18 protein-coding genes are annotated in these 21,513 nt (G+C 74.2%); 16 read left to right on the top strand and 2 right to left on the bottom strand.

The window, feature by feature from the left end; all coding sequences use genetic code 11:
- The first annotated feature begins 175 nt into the window (after positions 1–175).
- Positions 176–1,039: a M15 family metallopeptidase gene (locus KJP73_RS06850; RefSeq protein WP_213282048.1), complete on the top strand. Its 864-nt coding sequence runs from the start codon at positions 176–178 to the stop codon at positions 1,037–1,039.
- 92 nt (positions 1,040–1,131) lie between these two features.
- Here KJP73_RS06850 and KJP73_RS06845 read toward each other — a convergent pair whose 3' ends face one another.
- On the bottom strand, positions 1,132–2,064 hold the full coding sequence (locus tag KJP73_RS06845) for an aldose 1-epimerase family protein (RefSeq protein WP_213282047.1): 933 nt from the start codon (positions 2,062–2,064) through the stop codon (positions 1,132–1,134).
- A 104-nt stretch (positions 2,065–2,168) separates the two neighbouring features.
- On the opposite strand from KJP73_RS06845, the gene prfB reads away from it, so the two are divergent.
- The 5 genes from prfB (at position 2,169) to smpB (ending at position 7,006) form a co-directional block, all read left to right on the top strand.
- The gene (prfB, locus tag KJP73_RS06840) at positions 2,169–3,281 is read left to right on the top strand and encodes a peptide chain release factor 2 (RefSeq protein ID WP_213282046.1); all 1,113 of its coding nucleotides are present in this window, start codon (positions 2,169–2,171) and stop codon (positions 3,279–3,281) included.
- 197 nt (positions 3,282–3,478) lie between these two features.
- Entirely contained in the window at positions 3,479–4,168 is a 690-nt protein-coding gene (gene ftsE / locus KJP73_RS06835) for a cell division ATP-binding protein FtsE (protein ID WP_213282045.1), read from the top strand.
- Between the two features lie 12 nt (positions 4,169–4,180).
- The gene (gene ftsX / locus KJP73_RS06830; protein WP_213282044.1) at positions 4,181–5,098 is read left to right on the top strand and encodes a permease-like cell division protein FtsX; all 918 of its coding nucleotides are present in this window, start codon (positions 4,181–4,183) and stop codon (positions 5,096–5,098) included.
- 1 nt (position 5,099) lies between these two features.
- Positions 5,100–6,446, top strand: a complete 1,347-nt coding sequence (locus tag KJP73_RS06825) for a M23 family metallopeptidase (protein ID WP_213282043.1) — start codon at positions 5,100–5,102, stop codon at positions 6,444–6,446.
- An 89-nt stretch (positions 6,447–6,535) separates the two neighbouring features.
- Complete coding sequence (smpB, locus tag KJP73_RS06820) at positions 6,536–7,006, top strand: SsrA-binding protein SmpB (RefSeq protein ID WP_213282042.1); 471 nt, start codon at positions 6,536–6,538, stop codon at positions 7,004–7,006.
- Between the two features lie 97 nt (positions 7,007–7,103).
- Here smpB and KJP73_RS06815 read toward each other — a convergent pair whose 3' ends face one another.
- Positions 7,104–9,227 (bottom strand): thioredoxin domain-containing protein, encoded by a 2,124-nt coding sequence (locus tag KJP73_RS06815; RefSeq protein ID WP_213282041.1) that lies wholly within the window; start codon positions 9,225–9,227, stop codon positions 7,104–7,106.
- A 231-nt stretch (positions 9,228–9,458) separates the two neighbouring features.
- Between KJP73_RS06815 and KJP73_RS06810 the strand changes: the two genes are divergently transcribed.
- From KJP73_RS06810 to KJP73_RS06765, 10 genes are all read left to right on the top strand, one after another.
- Positions 9,459–10,784, top strand: coding sequence for an ABC transporter substrate-binding protein (locus KJP73_RS06810; RefSeq protein WP_213282040.1), 1,326 nt, complete (start codon positions 9,459–9,461; stop codon positions 10,782–10,784).
- A gap of 62 nt (positions 10,785–10,846) precedes the next feature.
- Entirely contained in the window at positions 10,847–11,791 is a 945-nt protein-coding gene (locus tag KJP73_RS06805; RefSeq protein WP_213282039.1) for a carbohydrate ABC transporter permease, read from the top strand.
- Positions 11,788–12,615 (top strand): carbohydrate ABC transporter permease, encoded by an 828-nt coding sequence (locus KJP73_RS06800; protein ID WP_213282038.1) that lies wholly within the window; start codon positions 11,788–11,790, stop codon positions 12,613–12,615. The genes KJP73_RS06805 and KJP73_RS06800 overlap by 4 nt, the downstream gene beginning before the upstream one ends.
- A 28-nt stretch (positions 12,616–12,643) precedes the next feature.
- On the top strand, positions 12,644–13,819 hold the full coding sequence (gene rhaI, locus KJP73_RS06795; protein ID WP_249669175.1) for an L-rhamnose isomerase: 1,176 nt from the start codon (positions 12,644–12,646) through the stop codon (positions 13,817–13,819).
- Between the two features lie 63 nt (positions 13,820–13,882).
- Positions 13,883–15,937 (top strand): bifunctional aldolase/short-chain dehydrogenase, encoded by a 2,055-nt coding sequence (locus KJP73_RS06790; RefSeq protein WP_213282037.1) that lies wholly within the window; start codon positions 13,883–13,885, stop codon positions 15,935–15,937.
- A 1-nt stretch (position 15,938) separates the two neighbouring features.
- Positions 15,939–17,477, top strand: coding sequence for a rhamnulokinase (locus tag KJP73_RS06785; protein WP_213282036.1), 1,539 nt, complete (start codon positions 15,939–15,941; stop codon positions 17,475–17,477).
- A gap of 5 nt (positions 17,478–17,482) precedes the next feature.
- Positions 17,483–18,289, top strand: coding sequence for a (Fe-S)-binding protein (locus KJP73_RS06780; protein WP_213282035.1), 807 nt, complete (start codon positions 17,483–17,485; stop codon positions 18,287–18,289).
- Entirely contained in the window at positions 18,286–19,809 is a 1,524-nt protein-coding gene (locus KJP73_RS06775; protein WP_249669174.1) for a lactate utilization protein B, read from the top strand. Before KJP73_RS06780 ends, KJP73_RS06775 begins: the two co-directional genes overlap by 4 nt.
- Positions 19,806–20,498: a LutC/YkgG family protein gene (locus tag KJP73_RS06770; protein ID WP_213282034.1), complete on the top strand. Its 693-nt coding sequence runs from the start codon at positions 19,806–19,808 to the stop codon at positions 20,496–20,498. The genes KJP73_RS06775 and KJP73_RS06770 overlap by 4 nt, the downstream gene beginning before the upstream one ends.
- 55 nt (positions 20,499–20,553) lie before the next feature.
- On the top strand, positions 20,554–21,513 hold a 960-nt coding region (locus KJP73_RS06765; protein WP_249669172.1), incomplete at its 3' end, for a glycosyltransferase family 2 protein.

The following is a 21,513-nucleotide window of genomic DNA, read 5'->3' as shown; positions in this document are numbered from 1 at the left end:
CTGCGCCGACACGCCGATGATGCGTCAGCCACCGGGCCCGGAGGGGCTTGGCCGGGCCGCTGTCGTGCCGTTATGGTTTCGTGATCGTCCTCCCCGGAACGCCGGCAGCAGCGCAGTCGCGCGCCCGCCGACCGGGGCGGCAGCCCTCGTCAGCAAGCCAGCACCCGGAGGTTCCGTGGCGTCGCACCGCGTGCAGCCCGCTGCCACGGCGACCCCTACCCGGCGCCAGCTCCGCGAGGCGTCCCGCGCGTCCTCCGGCGTCCGCGCCGTCGCGACGGCCACCGACACCCCCGTCCTCCCGGCGGACCCCGCCGCCCGCCGGCACGGCAACCCGCTGGCGCGCTGGGGCACCCGCGCCGGCGTGCTCGTGACGCTCGCGGCCGTCACCGTCGCCATCCCGCTCTCGCAGGGCCCGGCGCGCAGCGACGACCGGGTCAGCGACGCGCAGGCGGACGCCACGCTGCCCGACACCGTCGAGGCGCTGACGTCGTCCGCGTCGTCGGTCCTCCCGCCCGCCTCGCTGCTGTCCAGCGACGCCACGGCCGTCCGCGCCCAGCTCGGCGTCAGCCGCAGCGAGGAGCGCGAGATCCTGCCGGGCTGCGACGGCGAGGCCGGCACCGGCTCCGCGAACGGCCAGCTCCCGCAGTCCGACCTCTGCTACCTGTGGGACGGCGGGACCGAGCTGCGCGCCGACGCCGCCGAGGCGCTGGCGGAGCTCAACGCGATGTGGGTCACGCGGTTCGGCACCGACCTCTGCCTGTCCAGCGGCTACCGCACGCTCGCGGAGCAGCGCGCGGTCAAGGCGCAGAAGGGCGGCCTCGCCGCTCCCGCCGGGCGCAGCAACCACGGCTGGGGCCTGGCGGTCGACCTGTGCAGCTCGCAGACCACCGGCGCGCAGTGGGAGTGGCTGAACGAGAACGCCCCGGTCTTCGGCTGGGAGAACCCGGCCTGGGCGCAGCCCGGCGGCAGCGGCCCGTACGAGCGCTGGCACTGGGAGTACACCAAGGGCGTCATGGCCGACGGCGAGTACTACGGCTGACATCAGCCCCTGACACGCACCCCCGACACGTAGAGAACGGCCCCCGCCTCGACGAGGCGGGGGCCGTTCTCGCGTCCGGGGGGTGCCGGGGCTCAGGCGAGGGTGAGGCCCCAGGTCACCTCGTGCGTCGCACCCGGCTCCAGGCGGACCAGGCGCTCACCCGTGCGGAACGCGTCCGCGATGCAGCTCATCGGCTCCGCCGCGACGCCGCGCCGCTGGATCAGCGGGATGCCGTCGCCCGTGCACACCTGCCAGGTGTCCATCGAGCCGTCCATCCACATCGCGGCGCCGTGGCCGTCAGGGGAGCCGAGCACGATCCAGGACAGGCCGTCGGCGTCCCGGGTGACGTCCACGAACGCGTCGTCCAGCGCGACCCCGGCCAGCGGCTGGGGGGTGCGGCGGTCCTCGGCGCCGGACAGCGCGCGGGTGCCGGTCGGGAGCAGCCGCTCGTCGACCGTGACCTGCGAGCCCGCGTCGACGCGCAGGGTGCACTCGTCCACGGCGGCGTCGCCGGGGGAGAGCCACGGGTGGAAGCCGATGCCGTAGGGGGCCGCGGTCGCGTCGAGGTTCGTCGTGGCGACGTGCACGCGCAGCCCGGCGTCGGACAGCGCGTACGTCACGTCGACCCGCAGCGACCAGGGGTACCCGGGCGTCGGCACGAGCTCGTGCCGCAGGGTCACCGAGGTGTCGCCGTCGGCGCCGGCCTCGGAGGCGACCTTCTCGAACCGGACCTGCGCCACCAGCCCGTGCAGGGCGGTCATGCGGTCGGGCTCCGTCACGGCGACCTGGTGCTCGGTCCCGTCCCACGTGTACTGCCCGTCGCGCAACCGGTTGGGCCACGGCGCGAGGACGGCGCCGGAGAAGGCGGGCGCGAGCTCGCTCTCGTCGAACGGCAGGACGACGTCGCGGCCGCCGACGGCGTAGGTGCGCACGCTGGCACCCACCTCGGCGATCGTCGCGCGGTGCTCACCGTGCGCGAGGTGGTGCTGGCGTCCGGAGGGTGCGGGTGCGGCAGGCGTGTTCACGCTCACACCGTAGTGGCTGCGGGTGGGGGTGCCGGCGCCCGCTCGGTGCGCTCCGGGGGCACTCTGCTCGTGGGCACCCGCGGCAGCCGGTAGCCTGGACCGTCGTGGCAGCCACCGACTTCCCCGCCGAGATCCGCGACCTGCGCAGCACCCTGCAGTCGATCCAGGCGGTGTCCGACCCCGAGGCCCTGCGCGCGAGGATCGCCGACCTCTCGGAGCAGGCGTCCGCGCCCGACCTGTGGGACGACCCCGACGCCGCCCAGAAGATCACCAGCGCGCTCTCCGCGTCGCAGTCCGAGCTGGACCGCGTCAGCCGGATCGGCGGGCGGATCGACGACCTCGAGACCCTGGTCGAGATGGCGACGGAGGACGGCGGGGACGCCGACACCCTCGCGGAGGCCGAGGCCGAGCTCGTGGGCATCCGCAAGGACCTGGGCGAGCTCGAGGTGCGCACGCTGCTCGCCGGCGAGTACGACCAGCGCGAGGCCGTCGTGACGATCCGCGCGGGCGCCGGCGGCGTCGACGCGGCGGACTTCGCCGAGATGCTCATGCGGATGTACCTGCGCTGGGCCGAGCGGCACGGCTACCCGACGTCGGTGCTGGACACCTCCTACGCGGAGGAGGCGGGCCTGAAGTCCGCGACCTTCGAGGTGAAGGCGCCCTACGCGTTCGGCCACCTGTCGGTCGAGGCGGGCACGCACCGCCTGGTGCGGATCTCCCCGTTCGACAACCAGGGCCGCCGGCAGACGTCGTTCGCCGCGGTCGAGGTCATCCCGCTCATCGAGCAGAGCGACGACAACGTCGAGATCCCCGAGTCGGAGATCAAGGTCGACGTGTTCCGCTCCTCCGGGCCCGGCGGCCAGTCGGTCAACACCACCGACTCCGCGGTCCGGATGACGCACATCCCGACCGGCATCGTCGTGTCGATGCAGAACGAGAAGTCGCAGATCCAGAACCGCGCCGCCGCGCTGCGCGTCCTGCAGTCCCGCCTGCTGCTCGTCCGCAAGGCCGAGGAGGACGCGAAGAAGAAGGAGCTCGCGGGCGACATCAAGGCGTCGTGGGGCGACCAGATGCGCTCGTACGTGCTGCACCCGTACCAGATGGTCAAGGACCTGCGCACCGAGCACGAGGTCGGCAACACGTCCGCGGTGTTCGACGGCGACATCGACGGGTTCATCGAGGCCGGCATCCGCTGGCGCCGCAACGCCCAGAACTGAGCGGGGTCTGAGCCGGCTCGCGCGGGCCTGAGCCGGGCAAAACCGGGCAAAGGGTACGGCTTGGCCCCCGGCGGGCCGGACTCACAGGTCCGCGGGCGGCGTGTCACGGCCAGGTCACGGCGGCGTGCTGCCTACTCTCGACGCGGCCAGGACTGCACGACACCCTCCCGTCCCCCACCTCTGGCCGCCTCAAGCCTGTGATCAGATTCGAGAACGTCACCAAGGTCTACGCGCGCGGCGCACGCCCCGCGCTGGACCAGATCTCCCTGGACGTCGAGCGCGGCGAGTTCGTGTTCCTCGTCGGCGCGTCCGGCTCCGGGAAGTCCACCTTCCTGCGCCTCGTGCTGCGCGAGGAGCGGCCGTCCGCCGGCCGGGTCTTCGTCGCGGGCAAGGACCTGACGACCCTGTCGTCGTGGAAGGTCCCGCACCTGCGCCGGCAGATCGGCGCGGTGTTCCAGGACTTCCGGCTGCTGCACAACAAGACGGTGTTCGAGAACGTTGCGTTCGCGCTGCAGGTGATCGGCAAGCCGCGGCACCACATCCTCACGACCGTGCCGGACGTGCTGGAGATGGTCGGCCTGGCCGGCAAGGAGAAGCGGCGCCCGCACGAGCTGTCCGGCGGTGAGCAGCAGCGCGTGGCCATCGCCCGCGCCTTCGTGAACCGGCCGTCGATCCTGCTCGCCGACGAGCCCACCGGCAACCTCGACCCGACGACCTCCCTGGGGATCATGCGCCTGCTCGACCGGATCAACCGCACGGGGACGACGGTCGTCATGGCGACGCACGACGACGAGATCGTCGACCAGATGCGCAAGCGCGTGATCGAGCTGTCCGGCGGCGAGATGGTGCGCGACCAGTCGCGCGGCGTCTACGGCTCGGACCGCTGAGGGGGGATCGACGTGCGACTGCAGTTCATCCTCTCGGAGATCGGCATCGGCCTGCGCCGGAACCTGTCGATGACGATCTCGGTGGTCCTCGTGACCTTCGTGTCCCTGACGTTCGTCGGCGCGGCCGCGCTGCTGCAGATGCAGATCGGCAAGATGCAGGACGACTGGTACGACAAGGTCGAGGTCGCGGTGTACCTCTGCCCGGCGGGCCAGTCCCCGGAGCCGACGTGCGCCGCCGGTGAGGTCACCGACGAGCAGAAGCAGGCGATCATGGACGCGCTCGACGCGCCCGACGTCGCCCCGTACATCGACGAGGTCTTCCCGGAGTCCAAGGAGCAGGCGTACGAGACGTTCCAGCGCCAGTTCGAGGGCCAGTACTGGGCGCAGGTCACGACCGTCGACGACATGAACGAGTCGCTGCGGATCAAGCTGACCGACCCGGAGAAGTTCGAGGTCGTCGCCGACGTGCTGCAGGGCCGGCAGGGCATCGAGACGGTCCAGGACCAGCGCGAGCTCTACAACACGCTGTTCCGGGTGCTGAACAGCGCGACGCTGCTGTCGCTCGGGCTCGCGGGCGTGATGCTGCTGGCCGCGGTGCTGCTCATCACCACGACCATCCGCCTGTCCGCGATGAGCCGCCGGCGCGAGACCGGCATCATGCGGATGGTCGGCGCGTCGAACCTGTTCATCCAGCTGCCGTTCATGCTCGAGGGCGCGCTCGCGGCGACGGTCGGCGCGGTGCTGTCGGTCGCGGGGCTGTACGCCGGCGTGCGGTACCTCGTCACCGACTGGCTGGGCGGGCAGATCGCGTGGATCCCGTACGTCACGACGGGCGAGGTGTGGCAGATCGCGCCGTTCCTCGTGGCCGCCGCCATCCTGCTCGCGGCGATCTCGTCCCTGGTCACCCTGAGCCGCTACACGAAGGTCTGACATGCGCGTGACGCCTCGCACCTCCCGCCGGACGCCCGGCCGCACCCGGCTGCTCGCCGGGTCGCTGGCCGGCACGCTCGCGGTCCTCGTCGGCGTGACCGCCGCCGGCCCGGCCGCCGGCGACCCGCTGGACGACCAGCGGGCGGCGCTCCAGGCCCAGCAGCAGCAGAAGGACCAGCAGCGGGCGGACGCGCAGGCGGCGCTCGAGGGGCTCAGCGCGCAGTACCAGCAGACCGCGCTGGACCTGCAGGCCGTCGAGCAGCAGCTGCCGGTCGCGCAGGCGGCGCTGGACGCCGCGGAGGCCACGCTCGCCGGGTACGAGCGGGAGGCGGCGCTGATCGCCGCGCGGCTCCAGGACGCGCAGGACCAGGAGTCGACGATCAGCGCGACCATCGACACCGACTCCGCGCGCGCGGACGAGATCCGGGCGCAGATCGGCCAGATGGCCCGCCAGGCGTACCAGGGCGGCCCGGGGCTGTCCGGGCTGAGCATCGTCGTCGGCGCCGAGACCGTCGAGGACTTCACCGAGCAGTACGGCCTCGCGAACGCCGCGCAGCGGGCGCAGAGCGCGGTGCTCGACGAGCTCGCCGACATCGAGGCCGACAACCGCAACAGCGCGGCGCGGCTGACCGCGGTGCGCGAGCGGATCACGGAGCTCAAGGCGGAGGCCGACCGGAAGGTCGCCGAGGCGGAGGCCGCCCGGCAGGAGGCCGCCGACCGCCAGGCGGAGGTCGAGCGGCTCGTCGCCGAGCAGGCGGCGAAGAAGGCCCAGCTGGAGAGCCAGAAGGCCGCCGCGCAGGCCGAGGTGAACCGGATCGACGCCGAGGCGGCGAGCATCCGCGCGCAGCTCGAGGCCGTCGCGGCCCAGCAGCGCGCCGCCGCCGCGGCCGCTGCCGCCGCGGCCGGGAAGCCCGCGCCGGTGGCAGGTTCGGTGAGCGGGTCGCTGTTCGGCAACCCGACGTCGATCAACCCGATCTACGTGACCAGCGAGTACGGGATGCGCCTGCACCCGCTGCTCGGCTACTACCGCCTGCACGCCGGCATCGACCTGCGCACCTACTGCGGCACCCCGATCTACGCGGGCCGCGAGGGCACCGTGCAGTGGGCGCGGTGGCGCAACGGCTTCGGCAACCAGGTGATGGTCGACCACGGCCTGGTCAACGGGAACTCCGTGATGAGCTCCTACAACCACATGACGAGCTTCGTCGTGGGCGGCGGGCAGCACGTCGACCGCGGTCAGCTGCTGGGCTACTCCGGCAACACCGGCACGTCCGCGGCCTGCCACCTGCACTTCGAGGTGTACGTCAACGGCGCGACCGTGAACCCGCGCCCCCTGCTCGGCCTGTAGCGGAATCCGGTGGGCGGCGGCGGCGTGGCCGGATAGGCTGCTGCGTCGCCCGGGTCCGGGCAGCACCCGCACACGCAGGAGGAGGAGTCATGGCCAAGCAGAGCGGACGGTCGCTGGTGGCGTCCAACCGCAAGGCGCGCCACGACTTCCTCATCGAGGACGTGTTCGAGGCCGGTGTCGTGCTGACCGGCACCGAGGTCAAGGCGCTGCGCGCCGGCCGGGCGTCCCTGGTCGACGGCTGGTGCACGATCGACGGCGGCGAGGCGTGGCTCGAGGGCGTGCACATCGCCGAGTACTCCCAGGGCACCTGGACGAACCACGCGCCGCGACGCAAGCGCAAGCTGCTCCTGCACCGCCAGGAGATCGAGCGCCTGGAGTCCAAGACGCGCGAGAAGGGGCAGACGATCGTCCCCCTGGCCCTGTACTTCCTGGACGGGCGCGCGAAGGTCGAGATCGCGCTGGCCCGCGGCAAGAAGGAGTGGGACAAGCGCCAGGCGCTGCGCGAGCGGCAGGACAACCTCGAGGCGCAGCGCGCCATCCGGGAGAAGCGCGACCGCTGACGCGCGGCCGGGCCGGCGCCGAGATGGCAGAACGCGCCTGTGCCGCTGAGGCGGACGCAGGCGCGTTCTGCCATCTCGCCGGGGCGAGGTGACGTGGCTACGACAGCGCGGTGCGGAGGGCGCCCGGGTCCGTCGTCGGGCGGTCGCAGACGAAGCCCCTGCACACGTAGGCCGCCGCGCGCCCGCCGACGAGCGGACGGTCCCGGAGCAGCCCCACGGCCGCCGGCGACCCCGCGACCTCGTCCGGGTCGCCCTGCGCGAGGACGAGGCCGGGCGCGGGGGAGCGGACCGCGGTGCGGACCAGCGCGACCCGCCCGGGGTCGTCGGCGCGCCCGAGCACGGCCACCTCGCGCGGGCCGTCCAGCACGGCCTCGGCGGTGGCCAGCGCCCAGGCGACGGCCCGGGGGTGCCGGTGCGCGAGGGACAGCGGGCCGGCGAGGGCGAGCTCGGCGGCGCGGCGGTCGGTCGCGGAGCCCGTCAGCGCGGCGCGGGCCAGCAGGGCGCCCGCCGCCGCCGACTGCCCGCCCGCCGAGGGGCCGTCCGTGACGTCGGGGCGGCCCGAGAGCCGCGCGACGACCGGGTCGGTCTGGTCGTCGGCGGTGTCGCGGAACCCGTGCGCCGGCGCGCGGAACCGGGCGAGCACCGTGTCGAGCAGCGCGGAGCCGCGCTGCGACCAGCCCGGGTCGCCCGTGACGCCCGCGAGCACCAGGAAGCCCTCCGCGACGGCGGCGTAGTCGGTCAGCACGCCGGGTGCGGTGCCGACGGCCCCGTCGCGCGAGGCCCGCACGAGCCGGACCAGGCCGTCGCCGCCGGCCAGCGTGTGCACCTCGTCCAGGACCCGCGCGGCGTCGACCGCGGCGGACACCCACTCGCGCCGCTCGAGCATCGCGCCGGCCTCGGCGAGCGCGGCGACCGCGAGCCCGTTCCAGGCCGCGACCACCTTGTCGTCCCGGCCCGGCTGCGGGCGCCGCGACCGTGCCGCGAGCAGCGTGCGGCGGACGCGCTCGAACCGGATCTCGTCCTGCGGGGGCGGGTCGGCACGGAGCTGCAGCACGGACGTCCCGGCCTCGAACGTCCCCGCGTCGGTGACACCGAACAGCTCGGCTGCCCACGTGCCGTCCTCCTCGCCGAGCGCCTCGACCAGGGTGGCGGGCGTCCACACGTAGGTCGCGCCCTCGACCCCGTCGGTGTCCGCGTCGAGCGACGACGCGAACGCGCCCTCGGGCGTGCGCAGGTCCCGCAGCAGCCAGTCCGCGGTGCCCTCGACGACCCGGCGCGCGAGCGGGGAGCCGGTCTGGCGCCACCAGTGCGCGTACACGCGCAGCAGCATCGCGTTGTCCTCGAGCATCTTCTCGAAGTGCGGCACCGTCCACGTGGCGTCGACGGCGTACCGTGCGAACCCGCCGCCCACCTGGTCCGCCATGCCGCCGCGGGCCATCGCCTCCAGCGTGCCCTCGGCCATCGCGAGGGCCTGGGCGTCGCCCGTGCGCGCGTGCCGGCGCAGCAGCCACTCCAGGGTGGTGGACGGCGGGAACTTCGGTGCGCCGCCGAACCCGCCCTGCTCGGCGTCGTACGTCCCGGCCAGCGCGGACACCGCGAGGTCGGACACCTGGCGCACCGCGTCGAGGTCCAGCGCGGCGGCGTCGTCCGCCTGCGGGTCGTGGGCGTGCCCGGCCTCCCCGTCGGCCGCGGCCCGGCCGTCGTGCGGGTGAGCCGGCGCCGCGCCCCCGCCGAGCGCGGCCAGCAGCTCCGCCGCCCCGCCGCGCACCTCGTCGCGCCGTTCCCGCCACGCGCGGGACAGGGCGTCGAGCACCTGCGGGAACGAGGGCCGCCCGCCGACGGGCACGGGCGGGAAGTACGTGCCGCAGAAGAACGGGTCGCCCTCGGGGGTCGCGAACACCGTCATCGGCCAGCCGCCCTGCCCGGTCATCGCCTGGGTCGCGGCCATGTAGGCGGCGTCCAGGTCGGGGCGCTCCTCGCGGTCGACCTTGACGTTGACGAACCGGCTGTTCATCACCGCGGCGACCCCCGGGTCCTCGAAGGACTCGTGCGCCATCACGTGGCACCAGTGGCACGCGGCGTACCCGACGGAGACGAGCAGCGGCACGTCGCGGCGCCGCGCCTCGGCGAAGGCCTCGTCGCCCCACTCGTACCAGTCGACGGGGTTCTCGGCGTGCTGGCGCAGGTAGGGGCTGGTGCTGCGGGCGAGGCGGTTGGGCATGCCTCCACTGTCGCGCGCGGTCCTCGCGGTCGCGACCGGACCGGGGTCGAATCGATTCATCCGCACCCCGGGCGAGCGGGCACGAGAGCAGGAGGACACGGTTCGGTCACGAGCCCTTGACGTGGGACCAAGGGCCCATCTAGGTTTCCGAGCATCCGCTGTTGAAACGTTCCACAAGCGTTCCCCTCAGCCGGCCCGTCCCCGAGGGCCCGTCCGACCAATGGAGGTCTGATGAACACGTCATCCCCCGCGCGCCGCCTGCGCGTGGTGTCCCTGCTCGCGGTGGGCGGCCTCGCCCTGACCGCGTGCTCCGCGGGCAGCCTGGGATCCAGCGACGACGACAGCGGCGACGGCATCACGCTCTCGCTGCTGATCGACAACTCCGAGCAGTCGATGGTCCCGATGCAGGGCGTCATCGACGCGTTCACCGAGGAGCACCCGGACATCACCGTCGAGATGGAGACCCGTCCGCAGGGCTCCGAGGGCGACAACGTGCTCAAGACGCGGCTCGCGACCGGGGACATGACGGACCTGTTCCAGTACAACTCCGGCTCGCTGCTGCAGGCCCTCGACCCGGCGGGCAACCTCGTGCCCCTCACCGACGAGCCCTGGATGGACCTGGTCGACGACTCGTTCCTGCAGGCCGTGCAGAGCGGCGACGACTACTACGGCGCCCCGCAGGGCCAGGCCAGCGCCGGCGGCATCCTCTACAACAAGGACGTCTACGCCGACCTGGGTCTCGAGGTGCCGCTCACCTGGGACGAGTTCATGGCGAACAACGAGAAGATCAAGGCGGCGGGCATCGCGCCCGTGGTCCAGACCTTCCAGGACACGTGGACGTCCCAGATCCTGCTGCTGGCGGACTTCCACAACGTGCTCGCCGAGAACCCGGACTGGGCCGAGCAGTACACCGCCAACGAGGCGAAGTACGTGGACGAGCCCGCGCTCGCCGGCTTCCAGCACATGGAGGACGTCGCGTCCGCCGGGTACCTGAACAGCGACTTCGCGTCGATCAAGAACGAGGCGGGGCTCGACCACGTCGCCACCGGTGCCGGCGCGCACTACCCGATGCTCACGTTCTCGATCGGCCCGATGGTCGCCGCGAACCCGGAGGCGGCCGAGAGCGTCGGCTTCTTCGCGCTGCCCGGCACCGACGCCGAGAAGAACGGCCTGACGGTGTGGCCCACCGGCGGCATCTACATCCCGAAGTCCACGGAGGGCGAGAAGCTCGACGCGGCGAAGCAGTTCCTCGAGTTCCTGGTGTCGCCGGAGGGCTGCGACGCGCAGACCGCCGCGATGCCGCCGTCGGGGCCGTACCAGATCGAGGGCTGCACGGTGCCCGACGACCTGCCGGCCGCGGTGGACGACATGACGGCGTACTTCACGGCGGGCAACACCAGCCCGGCGCTGGAGTTCCTGTCCCCGGTGAAGGGCCCGGCGCTCGAGCAGATCATGGTCGAGGTCGGTTCCGGCATCCGCTCCGCCGCCGACGGCGCCGCCCTCTACGACGAGGACGTGAAGAAGCAGGCCCAGCAGCTCGGCCTCGAGGGCTGGTGACCTCACCGGCCGGGCCCCGCTCGCCGGGGCCCGGCCGGTCCTCTCACGGAAAGGGCGGTTCGATGACGACCACCACCCCCACCTCCCCGCAGGCCGCCGCCGCGGCGCGGGCGGTGACCACCCGGCGGCCGAAGGTCGCGCACCGCGGCTACGCCCGGCGGACGTACCCGCTGTGGTTCTACGTGCCCGCCGCCGTCGTGTTCGGCGTGCTGTTCGTGGTGCCGACGTTCGCCTCGTTCTACTTCAGCCTCACGCGCTGGACGATCTTCGACTCCGAGTTCATCGGGCTCGGCAACTTCCAGCAGTTCTTCCGCGAGCCCGCGCTGGTCAAGGGCCTGACGAACACGCTCGTCTTCGGCGTCGTCACGTCGGTCGGCAAGGTCGTGCTCGGCATGGCCCTGGCGCTGCTGCTCACCGCCCCGATCATCGCCCGCGGGTACCTGCGGTCCGTGGTGTTCTTCCCGGTGCTGGTCTCCACCATCGGCGTCGGGCTGACGTTCCAGGTGCTGATGAACCCGACCGAGGGCCTCATCAACCAGGTGCTCGCCGCCGTCGGGATCGACGGGCCCGCGTGGCTCGTGGACCCTGACCTGGCGCTGCTGTCCGTCGCCGCGGTCGACGTCTGGAAGGGGCTCGGGCTCGCGGTGGTCATCTACATCGCCGGCATCGTGTCCATCCCGGCGGAGTACTTCGAGGCCGCGAAGGTCGACGGCGCGGGGTGGTGGCAGCAGTTCCGCAGCATCATCCTGCCGCTGTCGATGCCCGCGACCTCGACGGTGATCCTGCTGTCGCTGATCGGCGGCCTGCGGTCGTTCGACCTGATCTGGGCGATGACGCGCGGCGGCCCCGGGTTCACCTCCGACACGATCGCGTCGGTCATCTACAAGCAGTACCAGGCCGGGTTCTACGGGCTGTCGACCGCCGGCAACGTCGTGCTGTTCCTCGTCGTCGCCGCGATCGCGTTCCCGCTGTCCCGGTTCTTCAACCGGCGGGAGGTGAACCTGTGAGGCGCCCCGGGGCCTGGCTGCTCGGCGGCGTGGGCATCGTGCTGACCACCGTGCTGTTCGTCGTGCCGTTCCTGTTCATCTTCCTCACGGCCGGCAAGACCACCGAGGAGGCGCGGCTGCTGGACTTCTCGTGGCCGAGCGAGTGGGCCATCGTCGAGAACGTCCGGGCGGTGTTCGAGGCGCGCGACTACATGCTCGTGATCGCCTTCATCAACTCGACGATCCTCACCGTCGCGAGCGTCACGATCCTCGTGGTGCTCGGCTCCATGGTGGCGTTCGTGCTGCAGCGCCGGAAGTCGCGGATCAACCCGCTGGTCGACTTCCTCATCCTGTCCGGGCTGATCATCCCGCCGGCCGTGGTGCCGACCATCTGGGTGCTGCAGGGCATGGGGCTGTTCCGGACGATGATCGGCCTGATCCTGGTCGAGGTGGCGTTCGGCATGGCGTTCGTCGTGCTGCTGATCCGGGCCTTCGTCTCCACGATCCCGCGGGACCTGGACGAGGCCGCGATCATCGACGGCGCCGGCCCGGTGCGGCTGTTCTTCCGGGTGATCCTGCCGCTGCTGAAGTCGGTGATCATCACGGTCGTCGTGGTCCAGTCGGTGGCCATCTTCAACGACTTCGCGAACCCCCTGTACTTCCTGCCCGGGGACGAGAACGCCACCGTGCAGCTCACGCTCTACAACTTCCAGAGCCAGTACTCCACCCAGTACAACCTGCTCTTCACCAACATCCTGCTGATCACGATCCCGCCGCTGGTGATGTTCCTGTTCTTCAACAGGCGGATCGTCGCGGGCATGACGGCCGGCGCCGTCAAGGGCTGAGCGCACGCTCGCCAGATCGGAGAACCCCGTGGAACCCACTGCCACCACCGCCGACGTCCTGGACGTCCTCGGCCGCACCCACATCGAGCTGCCCTCCTGGGCGTTCGGCAACTCCGGCACCCGGTTCCGGGTGTTCCCGTCCGCGGGCACGCCGCGGACGGTCCAGGAGAAGATCGCCGACGCCGCCCAGGTGCACCGGTACACCGGCGCGGCCCCGACCGTCGCCCTGCACATCCCGTGGGACCGCGTCGAGGACTTCGCGGCCCTGCGCCGGTACGCGCAGGACCAGGGCGTGCAGCTCGGGACGATCAACTCGAACACGTTCCAGGAGGAGACCTACAAGTTCGGGTCGCTGGCCTCCCGGGACCCGGGCGTGCGCCGCAAGGCGGTCGACCACCACCTCGAGTGCCTGGAGATCATGGCCGCGACGGGCTCGCGCGACCTGAAGATCTGGCTGGCGGACGGCACGAACTACCCGGGGCAGGACGACATCCGCGCCCGGCAGGACGCCGTCGCCGAGTCGCTCGCCCAGATCTACGCGCAGCTCGGGCCGGAGCAGCGGCTGGTGCTGGAGTACAAGCTGTTCGAGCCGGCGTTCTACCACACGGACGTCCCGGACTGGGGCACGGCGTACGCGCACGTGGTCGCGCTGGGGGAGCGGGCCGTGGTGTGCCTCGACACCGGCCACCACGCCCCGGGCACCAACATCGAGTTCATCGTCGCGCAGCTGCTGCGGCTCGGCCGGCTCGGCGCGTTCGACTTCAACTCGCGGTTCTACGCCGACGACGACCTCATCGTCGGGGCCGCCGACCCGTTCCAGCTGTTCCGGATCCTCGCCGAGGTCGAGCGCGGCGGCGGCCTGGCGCCCGGGTCGGACCTCGCGCTGATGCTCGACCAGTGCCACAACATCGAGGACAAGATCCCCGGCCAGATCCGGTCCGTGCTGAACGTGCAGGAGGCGCTCGCCAAGGTCCTCCTCATCGACCGGGAGGCGCTCGACGCCGCGCAGCGGTCCGCCGACGTGCTCGCCGCGAACCAGGTGCTGATGGACGCGTTCTGGACCGACGTCCGCCCGATGCTCGCCGCGTGGCGGGCCGAGCGCGGCCTGCCCGAGGACCCGATGCGCGCGTTCGCGGCGTCCGGCTACCTCGCGCGCATCACCGAGGAGCGCGTCGGCGGCACCCAGGCCGGCTGGGGCGCCTGAGCGCCGCTCCCGCCCGCCGCACCCACCGCCGTACTGACCCCCCGTCCCGGAAGGACACCTCGCATGACCCACCCCGCTGCCGCCGACCTGATCGCCCGGTCCCGCCGGCTCGGCGCCGACCCCCGCACCACCAACTACGCCGGCGGCAACACGTCCGCGAAGGGCACCGCGACCGACCCGGTCACCGGCGGCCCGGTCGAGCTGCTGTGGGTGAAGGGCTCCGGGGGCGACCTGGGCACCCTCACCGAGCAGAACCTGGCCGTGCTGCGCCTGGACCGGCTCCGGTCGCTCGCCGGCGTCTACCCGGGGGTCGACCGCGAGGACGAGATGGTCGCGGCTTTCGACTACTGCCTGCACGGCCGCGGCGGGGCGGCGCCGTCGATCGACACAGCCATGCACGGCCTGGTGGACGCCGCCCACGTGGACCACCTGCACCCGGACGCCGGGATCGCGCTGGCGACGGCCGCCGACGGCGAGGCGCTGACGTCGGAGGTCTTCGGCGACGCGGTCGTGTGGGTGCCGTGGCGCCGGCCGGGCTTCCAGCTGGGCCTCGACATCGCGGCGGTCAAGGAGAAGAACCCGCAGGCCGTCGGCTGCGTGCTCGGCGGGCACGGCATCACCGCGTGGGGCGACACGTCGGACGAGGCGGAGGCCCGGTCGCTCGAGATCATCCGGACCGCCGAGCGGTTCATCGAGGAGCGCACCGCGGCCCTCGCGGCGGACGGCCGGCACCCGTTCGGCGACCTGCGACCGGGGTACGAGGCGCTGCCCGAGGCGGAGCGGCGGGCGCGGGCCGCGGCCCTGGCCCCGGTGGTCCGCGGGCTGGCGTCGACGGACCGCCCGCAGGTCGGGCACCTGACCGACTCCGACGTGGTGCTGGACTTCCTGTCGCGGGCGGAGCTCGGCCGGCTGGCGGCGCTCGGCACGTCGTGCCCCGACCACTTCCTGCGCACGAAGGTCTCCCCGCTGGTCGTCGACCTCCCCGCGGACGCGCCGGTCGAGGACGTCGTCGCGCGCCTGCGGGAGCTGCACGCCGCCTACCGCGAGGACTACCGGGCGTACTACGAGCGGCACGCGACCCCGGACAGCCCGCCGATGCGCGGGGCGGACCCCGCGATCGTGCTGGTGCCCGGCGTCGGGATGTTCTCGTTCGGCAAGGACAAGCAGACCGCGCGGGTCGCCGGCGAGTTCTACGTCAACGCGATCAACGTCATGCGCGGCGCCGAGGCGGTCAGCACGTACGCGCCCATCGACGAGGCCGAGAAGTTCCGCATCGAGTACTGGGCGCTGGAGGAGGCCAAGCTCGCGCGGATGCCGAAGCCCAAGCCGCTCGCCACGCGGGTCGCGGTCGTCACGGGCGGCGGGTCGGGCCTCGGGAAGGCGATCGCGGAGCGGCTGGCCGCCGAGGGCGCCTGCGTGGTCGTCGCCGACGTGAACCTCGAGGCCGCGCAGCAGGTCGCCGGCGAGCTCGGCGGCCCGGACGTCGCGGTCGCGGTGCACGCCGACGTCACGTCCGAGGAGGCCGTGGCGGAGCTGGTCCGGGCCACGGTCCTCGCGTTCGGCGGGGTCGACCTGGTGGTGAACAACGCCGGCCTGTCCATCTCCAGGCCGCTGCTGGAGACGACGGCCCGCGACTGGGACCTGCAGCACGACGTCATGGCCCGCGGGTCGTTCCTCGTGTCGCGGGAGGCCGCCCGGGCGATGGTCGCGCAGGGCATGGGCGGGGACATCGTCTACATCGCGTCGAAGAACTCGCTGTTCGCGGGCCCGAACAACATCGCGTACTCCGCGACCAAGGCCGACCAGGCGCACCAGGTCCGGCTGCTCGCCGCCGAGCTCGGCGCGCACGGCATCCGGGTCAACGGCGTCAACCCCGACGGCGTCGTGCGCGGCTCCGGCATCTTCGCCGGCGGCTGGGGGGCCCAGCGCGCCGCGACCTACGGCGTCCCGGAGTCCGAGCTCGGCGCGTACTACGCGCAGCGGACCCTGCTGAAGCGCGAGGTGCTGCCCGAGCACGTCGCCGCCGCGGTGGTCGCGCTGACCGGCCCGGACCTGGTCCAGACCACGGGGCTGCACGTGCCGGTGGACTCCGGCGTCGCTGCCGCGTTCCTGCGCTGACATGACCGGCCCCACTGTCGCCGCGGTCGACCTCGGCGCGTCCAGCGGCCGGGTGCTCGCGGGCCGCCTCGAGCACGGCCGGCTGGTCGCCACCGAGACGGCCCGGTTCCCGAACACGCCCGTCCCGGTCGTGGCCGGCGGCCGGACCACCCTGCACTGGGACCTGCTCGGGCTCTGGTCCGGCGTGCGATCCGGGCTCCGGGCGGCGGCGCGCGAGCACGGGCCGGTCGCGTCCGTCGGCGTCGACACCTGGGCGGTCGACTACGGCCTGCTGGACGCCGGCGGGCGCCTGCTCGGCGACCCCGTGCACTACCGCGACGCGCGCACCGCGGGCGCCCCCGAGCGGTTCTTCCGGCACCTCGACCCCGCCCGGCACTACGCCGTCACCGGGGTGCAGGTGCAGCCGTTCAACACGGCGTTCCAGCTCGCGGCCGCGGCAGGGGACGCCTCGTTCGGGGCCGCGCGGTCCCTGCTGCTCGTGCCGGACCTGCTCGGGAGCTGGCTGACGGGCGAGCACGTCACCGAGGTCACCAACGCGTCCACCACCGGCCTGCTGGACGCCGGGACTCGGCGGTGGTCCCCGGAGGTGCTGGCCGCGGCGTCCGCGGCGGCGGGGCGCGACGTCGGCGCGCTGCTGGCGCCGCTCGTCGAGCCGGGCACCGTGCTGGGGCCCGTGCAGCAGGCGGTGGCGGACGACCTCGGCCTCGCCGGGACGCGGTGGGTGACGGTCGGCTCGCACGACACCGCCTCGGCGGTCGCCGCCGTGCCGCTGGCCGACCCGTCGACCGCGGCCTACATCTCGTCCGGGACCTGGTCGCTCGTCGGGCTGGAGCTGGACGCACCGGTGCGGACCGAGGCGAGCCGGGCCGCGAACGTGACCAACGAGCTGGGCGTCGACGGCACCGTCCGGTACCTGCGGAACGTCGCCGGGCTCTGGCTGCTGCAGGAGTCCGTCCGCACCTGGACCGAGCGCGGGGACGCGGTCGACCTGCCGGCCCTGCTCGCCGCCGCGGCGGACGTGCCCGCGCTGCGCACGGTGGTCGACGTGGACGACCCGTCCCTGCTCGCGCCGGGGGACGTGCCGCGACGGATCGCGGACCTCGCGCGGGCGGCGGGCGAGCCGGTGCCCGAGGACCCGGCCGCGGTGGTGCGGTGCGTGCTGGACTCGCTCGCCCTGGCGTACCGCCGGGCCGTGCGGACCGTCGCCGACCTGGCCGGGCGGCGCGTGGAGGTCGTGCACGTGGTCGGCGGCGGCAGCCGGAACGCGCTGCTGTGCCGGCTCACCGCGCAGGCGACCGGGCTGCCCATCGTCGCCGGGCCCGCCGAGGGGACCGCGCTCGGCAACCTGCTCGTGCAGGCCTGGGGGCTCGGCGCGCTCGACGGCGGTCTGCCCGCGATCCGCGAGGTGGTCCGGGCCTCCGTGGACGTCGTGCGGTACGAGCCCGGCGCCGCGGCAGACGACGCGGCGTGGGACCGGGCCGAGCGGCGGCTGGCCGCGGCGCCCCGCATCGCGACCACCCCCGACCTGGTGCGAGGCTGACCGGCATGCGGATCGCGCTGTTCACCACCTGCCTGGTCGACACGCTGTTCCCGGGCGCGGCGGCCGCGACCGTGCGGCTCCTGGAGCGGCTCGGCCACGAGGTCGACGTCCCCGCGGGCCAGGCGTGCTGCGGGCAGATGCACGTCAACACCGGCTACGCGCCCGAGGCCGTCGGCGTCGTCCGCAACCACGTCCGGACGTTCGCGCCCGTGCTCGACGGGGAGTGGGATGCGGTCGTCGCCCCGTCCGGGTCCTGCGTCGGGTCCACCCGGCACCAGCAGGCCGACGTCGCCCGCCGGCACGGCGACCCGGCGCTCGCGGACGCCGCCGGCCGCGTCGCCGCCCGGACCTACGAGCTCACGGAGCTGCTGGTCGACGTGCTGGGCGTCACCGACGTCGGCGCGCACTTCCCGCACACCGTCACCTACCACCCGACCTGCCACTCGCTGCGGCTGCTGCGCGTCGGCGACCGGCCGACGCGCCTGCTGCGGGCGGTGGACGGGCTGGAGCTGGTCGACCTGCCCGACGCCGACCAGTGCTGCGGGTTCGGCGGGACGTTCGCGCTGAAGAACTCCGCGACGTCCTCCGCGATGGTGCAGGACAAGGTCGCCGCCGTGCGGTCCACGGGCGCGGAGGTGCTGACCGCGGGGGACTGGTCGTGCCTGATGAACATCGACGGGGCGCTGCGCCGGACCGGCGGGGGGACGCACGCCGTGCACCTCGCGGAGATCCTCGCGTCGACCGCGGAGCGGCCGTGGGAGCCCCGGCCCGCACGCGCGCGGCGCGGGCTGCGACGGGTGGCGGGGCGATGAGGGTGGACCTCGGGATGCCCGTCGTCGCGCCGAAGCCCGCCGCGCACCCGGACGACCCGCTGCGGTGGGGGCCGACGTTCCCCGACGCCGCCGACGTCACCCTGGCCGACGGGCAGCTGCGGACGAACCTGCGGCGCGCGACCCGGACCATCCGGGACAAGCGCGTCGCGGTCACCGGCGAGCTGCCCGACTGGGAGGCGTTGCGGGACGCCGGGTCCGCCGTGAAGGCCGACGTCATGGCCCGGCTCCCCGAGCTGCTGGTGCAGCTGGAGGAGTCCGTCACCGCGCGCGGCGGGACCGTGCACTGGGCCCGGGACGCCGCCGAGGCGAACCGCGTCGTCACCGGCATCGTCCAGGCCGCCGGGGCCCGCGAGGTGGTCAAGGTGAAGTCCATGGCCACCCAGGAGATCGGCCTGAACGAGCACCTGGAGCAGCACGGGATCGAGGCGACCGAGACCGACCTGGCCGAGCTCATCGTGCAGCTCGCCGGGGACCTGCCGTCGCACATCCTCGTGCCCGCGATCCACCGCAACCGCGACGAGATCCGGCAGATCTTCACCGACCGGATGGGCGACGCCCCCGACGGACTCACCAGCGACCCGCGCGCGCTCGCCGAGGCGGCCCGGGCGCACCTGCGCGCCCGGTTCCTGCGCGCGGACGTGGCGATCAGCGGGGCGAACCTCGCGATCGCCGACACCGGCACCGTCGCGGTCGTCGAGTCCGAGGGCAACGGGCGGATGTGCCTCACGCTCCCGCGGACGCTGATCACCGTCATGGGCATCGAGAAGGTGCTCCCGACGTTCGAGGACCTGGAGGTGTTCCTCCAGCTGCTGCCCCGGTCGTCCACCGGCGAGCGGATGAACCCGTACACGTCGATGTGGACCGGCGTGACACCGGGCGACGGCCCGCAGGACTTCCACCTGGTGCTGCTGGACAACGGCCGCACCCGGGCGCTCGCGGATGACGTCGGGCGCCAGGCCCTGCACTGCATCCGGTGCTCCGCCTGCCTCAACGTCTGCCCCGTGTACGAACGCACCGGCGGGCACGCCTACGGCTCGGTGTACCCGGGGCCGATCGGCGCGATCCTCACCCCGCAGCTGCTCGGCCTCGGCGAGCCCGGCGGCGCCCACGACCCGCACGACCCGACCGCGACCCTGCCGTTCGCGTCGTCGCTGTGCGGGGCGTGCTTCGACGCCTGCCCCGTGAAGATCGACATCCCGTCCGCCCTCGTGCACCTGCGCGAGCGCGCCACCCACCCGGAGGGCCGTGCGGCGCCCGGTGCCGTGACCGCCGCGATGTCCGTCGCCGCGGTCGCCCTGTCCGGCGGGGCCCGGTTCCGGTGGGCCGGTCGCGCGCTCGCCCTCGCCGGACGGCTCACCGGGGGCCACAGGTTCCGGCGGCTGCCCTGGCCCGCGTCCCTGTGGACCGCCAGCCGGGACACGCCCGCGCTGCCCGGTCGGACGTTCCGGGACTCGTGGGCCGCGCGGACGCGGCGGCGGCGCGGGGGAGCGCGGCCGTGAGCGACGCGCGGGACGAGGTGCTCGCGCGGGTGCGGGCGGCGCTGGGCAGGCCGGTTGAGCCTGGTGCGCCCGGTGCGCCCGGTGCGCCCGGTGCGCCCTCCGCCCCGGCCCCTGTCGAGCGCGCGTACCGGCGGGCGGGCTCCCTCGCGGCGGCCGGCGACGCGGCGCTGGTCGACCGGCTGGTGGACCGCCTCGAGGACTACCGCGCCACCGTCGTCCGGTGCACGGCGGCGGACCTGCCCGCCGCCGTCGCCGCCCAGCTCGCCGGTGCCGGGTCCGTCGCCGTCCCCCCGGGGCTGGACCCCGCGTGGGTCGCGGCCCTCGACGGCCGGGTCGGCGTGCGGGTCGACGACCCGGACGCGCCGCTCACGCACGCCGACCTGGACGGGGTCGGCGCGGTGCTCACGGCCTGCCGGGTGGCGGTGGCGGAGACCGGCACGATCGTGCTGGACGCCGCGCCGGACCAGGGCCGGCGGGTGCTCACGCTGCTGCCCGACCGGCACCTGTGCGTCGTCCGCGCCGGCCAGGTCGTCGCCGGCGTGCCGGACGCCGTGGCCGTCCTCGGCGCGCACCCGGAGCGGCCCCAGACGTGGATCTCCGGTCCGAGCGCGACCAGCGACATCGAGCTCGTGCGCGTCGAGGGCGTGCACGGGCCGCGCGACCTGCGCGTCCTCCTGGTCGATCCGTAGGCGCGGGGCCCCCCGAGCGGTCGCGCCGCACCTGCTCCGGCGGTAGACAGGCAGCGTGACGGACGAGGAGCGACCCGGGCCGGGGGTGGAGGACGCGCGCGTCACGGTCGTGGTGATGAGCCGCGACCGGCGCGACGAGCTCGTGCAGTCCCTCGGCCGGCACCGCGCGCCCGTGATCCTGGTCGACAACGGCTCCACCGACGGCACCGCGGCCGCCGTCCGGGCGGCGCACCCCCACGTGCGGGTCGTCGAGGCCGGGCGCAACCTGGGCGCCGCCGCCCGGACCCTCGGCGTGCGCCTCGCGGAGACGCCCTACGTCGCGTTCGCCGACGACGACTCGTGGTGGGCGCCCGGGTCGCTCGCGCTCGTCGCCGACGTGCTGGACGCCGACCCGGACGTCGCCGTCGTCCAGGCCCGCGTCCTGGTCGGGCCGCAGGAGCGGCCGGACCCGTTCAACGACGTCCTCGCGACGTCCCCGCTGCCGCGGCCGCCGCGGACGGACCTGCCCACCGCCCTCGGGTTCATGGCGTGCGCCGCGATCGTCCGGCGCGACGCGTTCCTCGCCGCCGGCGGGTTCGACGACGTCGTGCGGTTCCCGGGCGAGGAGGAGCGGCTCGCGCTCGACCTGGCCGCCGCCGGGCACGCGATCGTGCACGCACCGCAGGCCGTGGTCCACCACCACCCCTCGCCGCGCCGGCACAGCCCGGGGGCGCGCGTGACGGCCGCGACCCGCTCGCACCTGCTCACCGCGATCCTCCGGCTCCCGTGGCGGGACGTCGCCCGCGACGCGCGCTCCGCCGCCCGGACCCCCGCCGGCCGGCGCGGGCTCGCCGCCGCCGTGCGCGACCTGCCCCGGGCGCTGCGGGAGCGGCGCGTCACGCCGCCGCACGTCCTGGCGCTGCGGGCCCTGCTCGACGCGCCGCCCGCCGCCGGGTCCACCCAGCACCCCGCCCCGCCCGCCGACGGGTACGGGTGGCAGTCGGCGGAGCCGGGCTACGGTGAGGAAACACGCACG

Source organism: Cellulomonas hominis (assembly GCF_901521055.1).
Lineage (GTDB): Bacteria > Actinomycetota > Actinomycetes > Actinomycetales > Cellulomonadaceae > Cellulomonas > Cellulomonas endometrii.
This window is presented reverse-complemented; position numbering and strand designations above follow the sequence as displayed.

Bases quoted from the DNA above. Each gene is read 5' to 3' on its own strand.
- KJP73_RS06775 (WP_249669174.1), top strand. From the start codon at position 18,286: ATGAGGGTGGACCTCGGGATGCCCGTCGTCGCGCCGAAGCCCGCCGCG.
- KJP73_RS06780 (WP_213282035.1), top strand. From the start codon at position 17,483: ATGCGGATCGCGCTGTTCACCACCTGCCTGGTCGACACGCTGTTCCCG.
- KJP73_RS06785 (WP_213282036.1), top strand. From the start codon at position 15,939: ATGACCGGCCCCACTGTCGCCGCGGTCGACCTCGGCGCGTCCAGCGGC.
- KJP73_RS06825 (WP_213282043.1), top strand. From the start codon at position 5,100: ATGCGCGTGACGCCTCGCACCTCCCGCCGGACGCCCGGCCGCACCCGG.
- KJP73_RS06810 (WP_213282040.1), top strand. From the start codon at position 9,459: ATGAACACGTCATCCCCCGCGCGCCGCCTGCGCGTGGTGTCCCTGCTC.
- KJP73_RS06790 (WP_213282037.1), top strand. From the start codon at position 13,883: ATGACCCACCCCGCTGCCGCCGACCTGATCGCCCGGTCCCGCCGGCTC.
- KJP73_RS06815 (WP_213282041.1), bottom strand. From the start codon at position 9,227: ATGCCCAACCGCCTCGCCCGCAGCACCAGCCCCTACCTGCGCCAGCAC.
- smpB (WP_213282042.1), top strand. From the start codon at position 6,536: ATGGCCAAGCAGAGCGGACGGTCGCTGGTGGCGTCCAACCGCAAGGCG.
- KJP73_RS06805 (WP_213282039.1), top strand. From the start codon at position 10,847: ATGACGACCACCACCCCCACCTCCCCGCAGGCCGCCGCCGCGGCGCGG.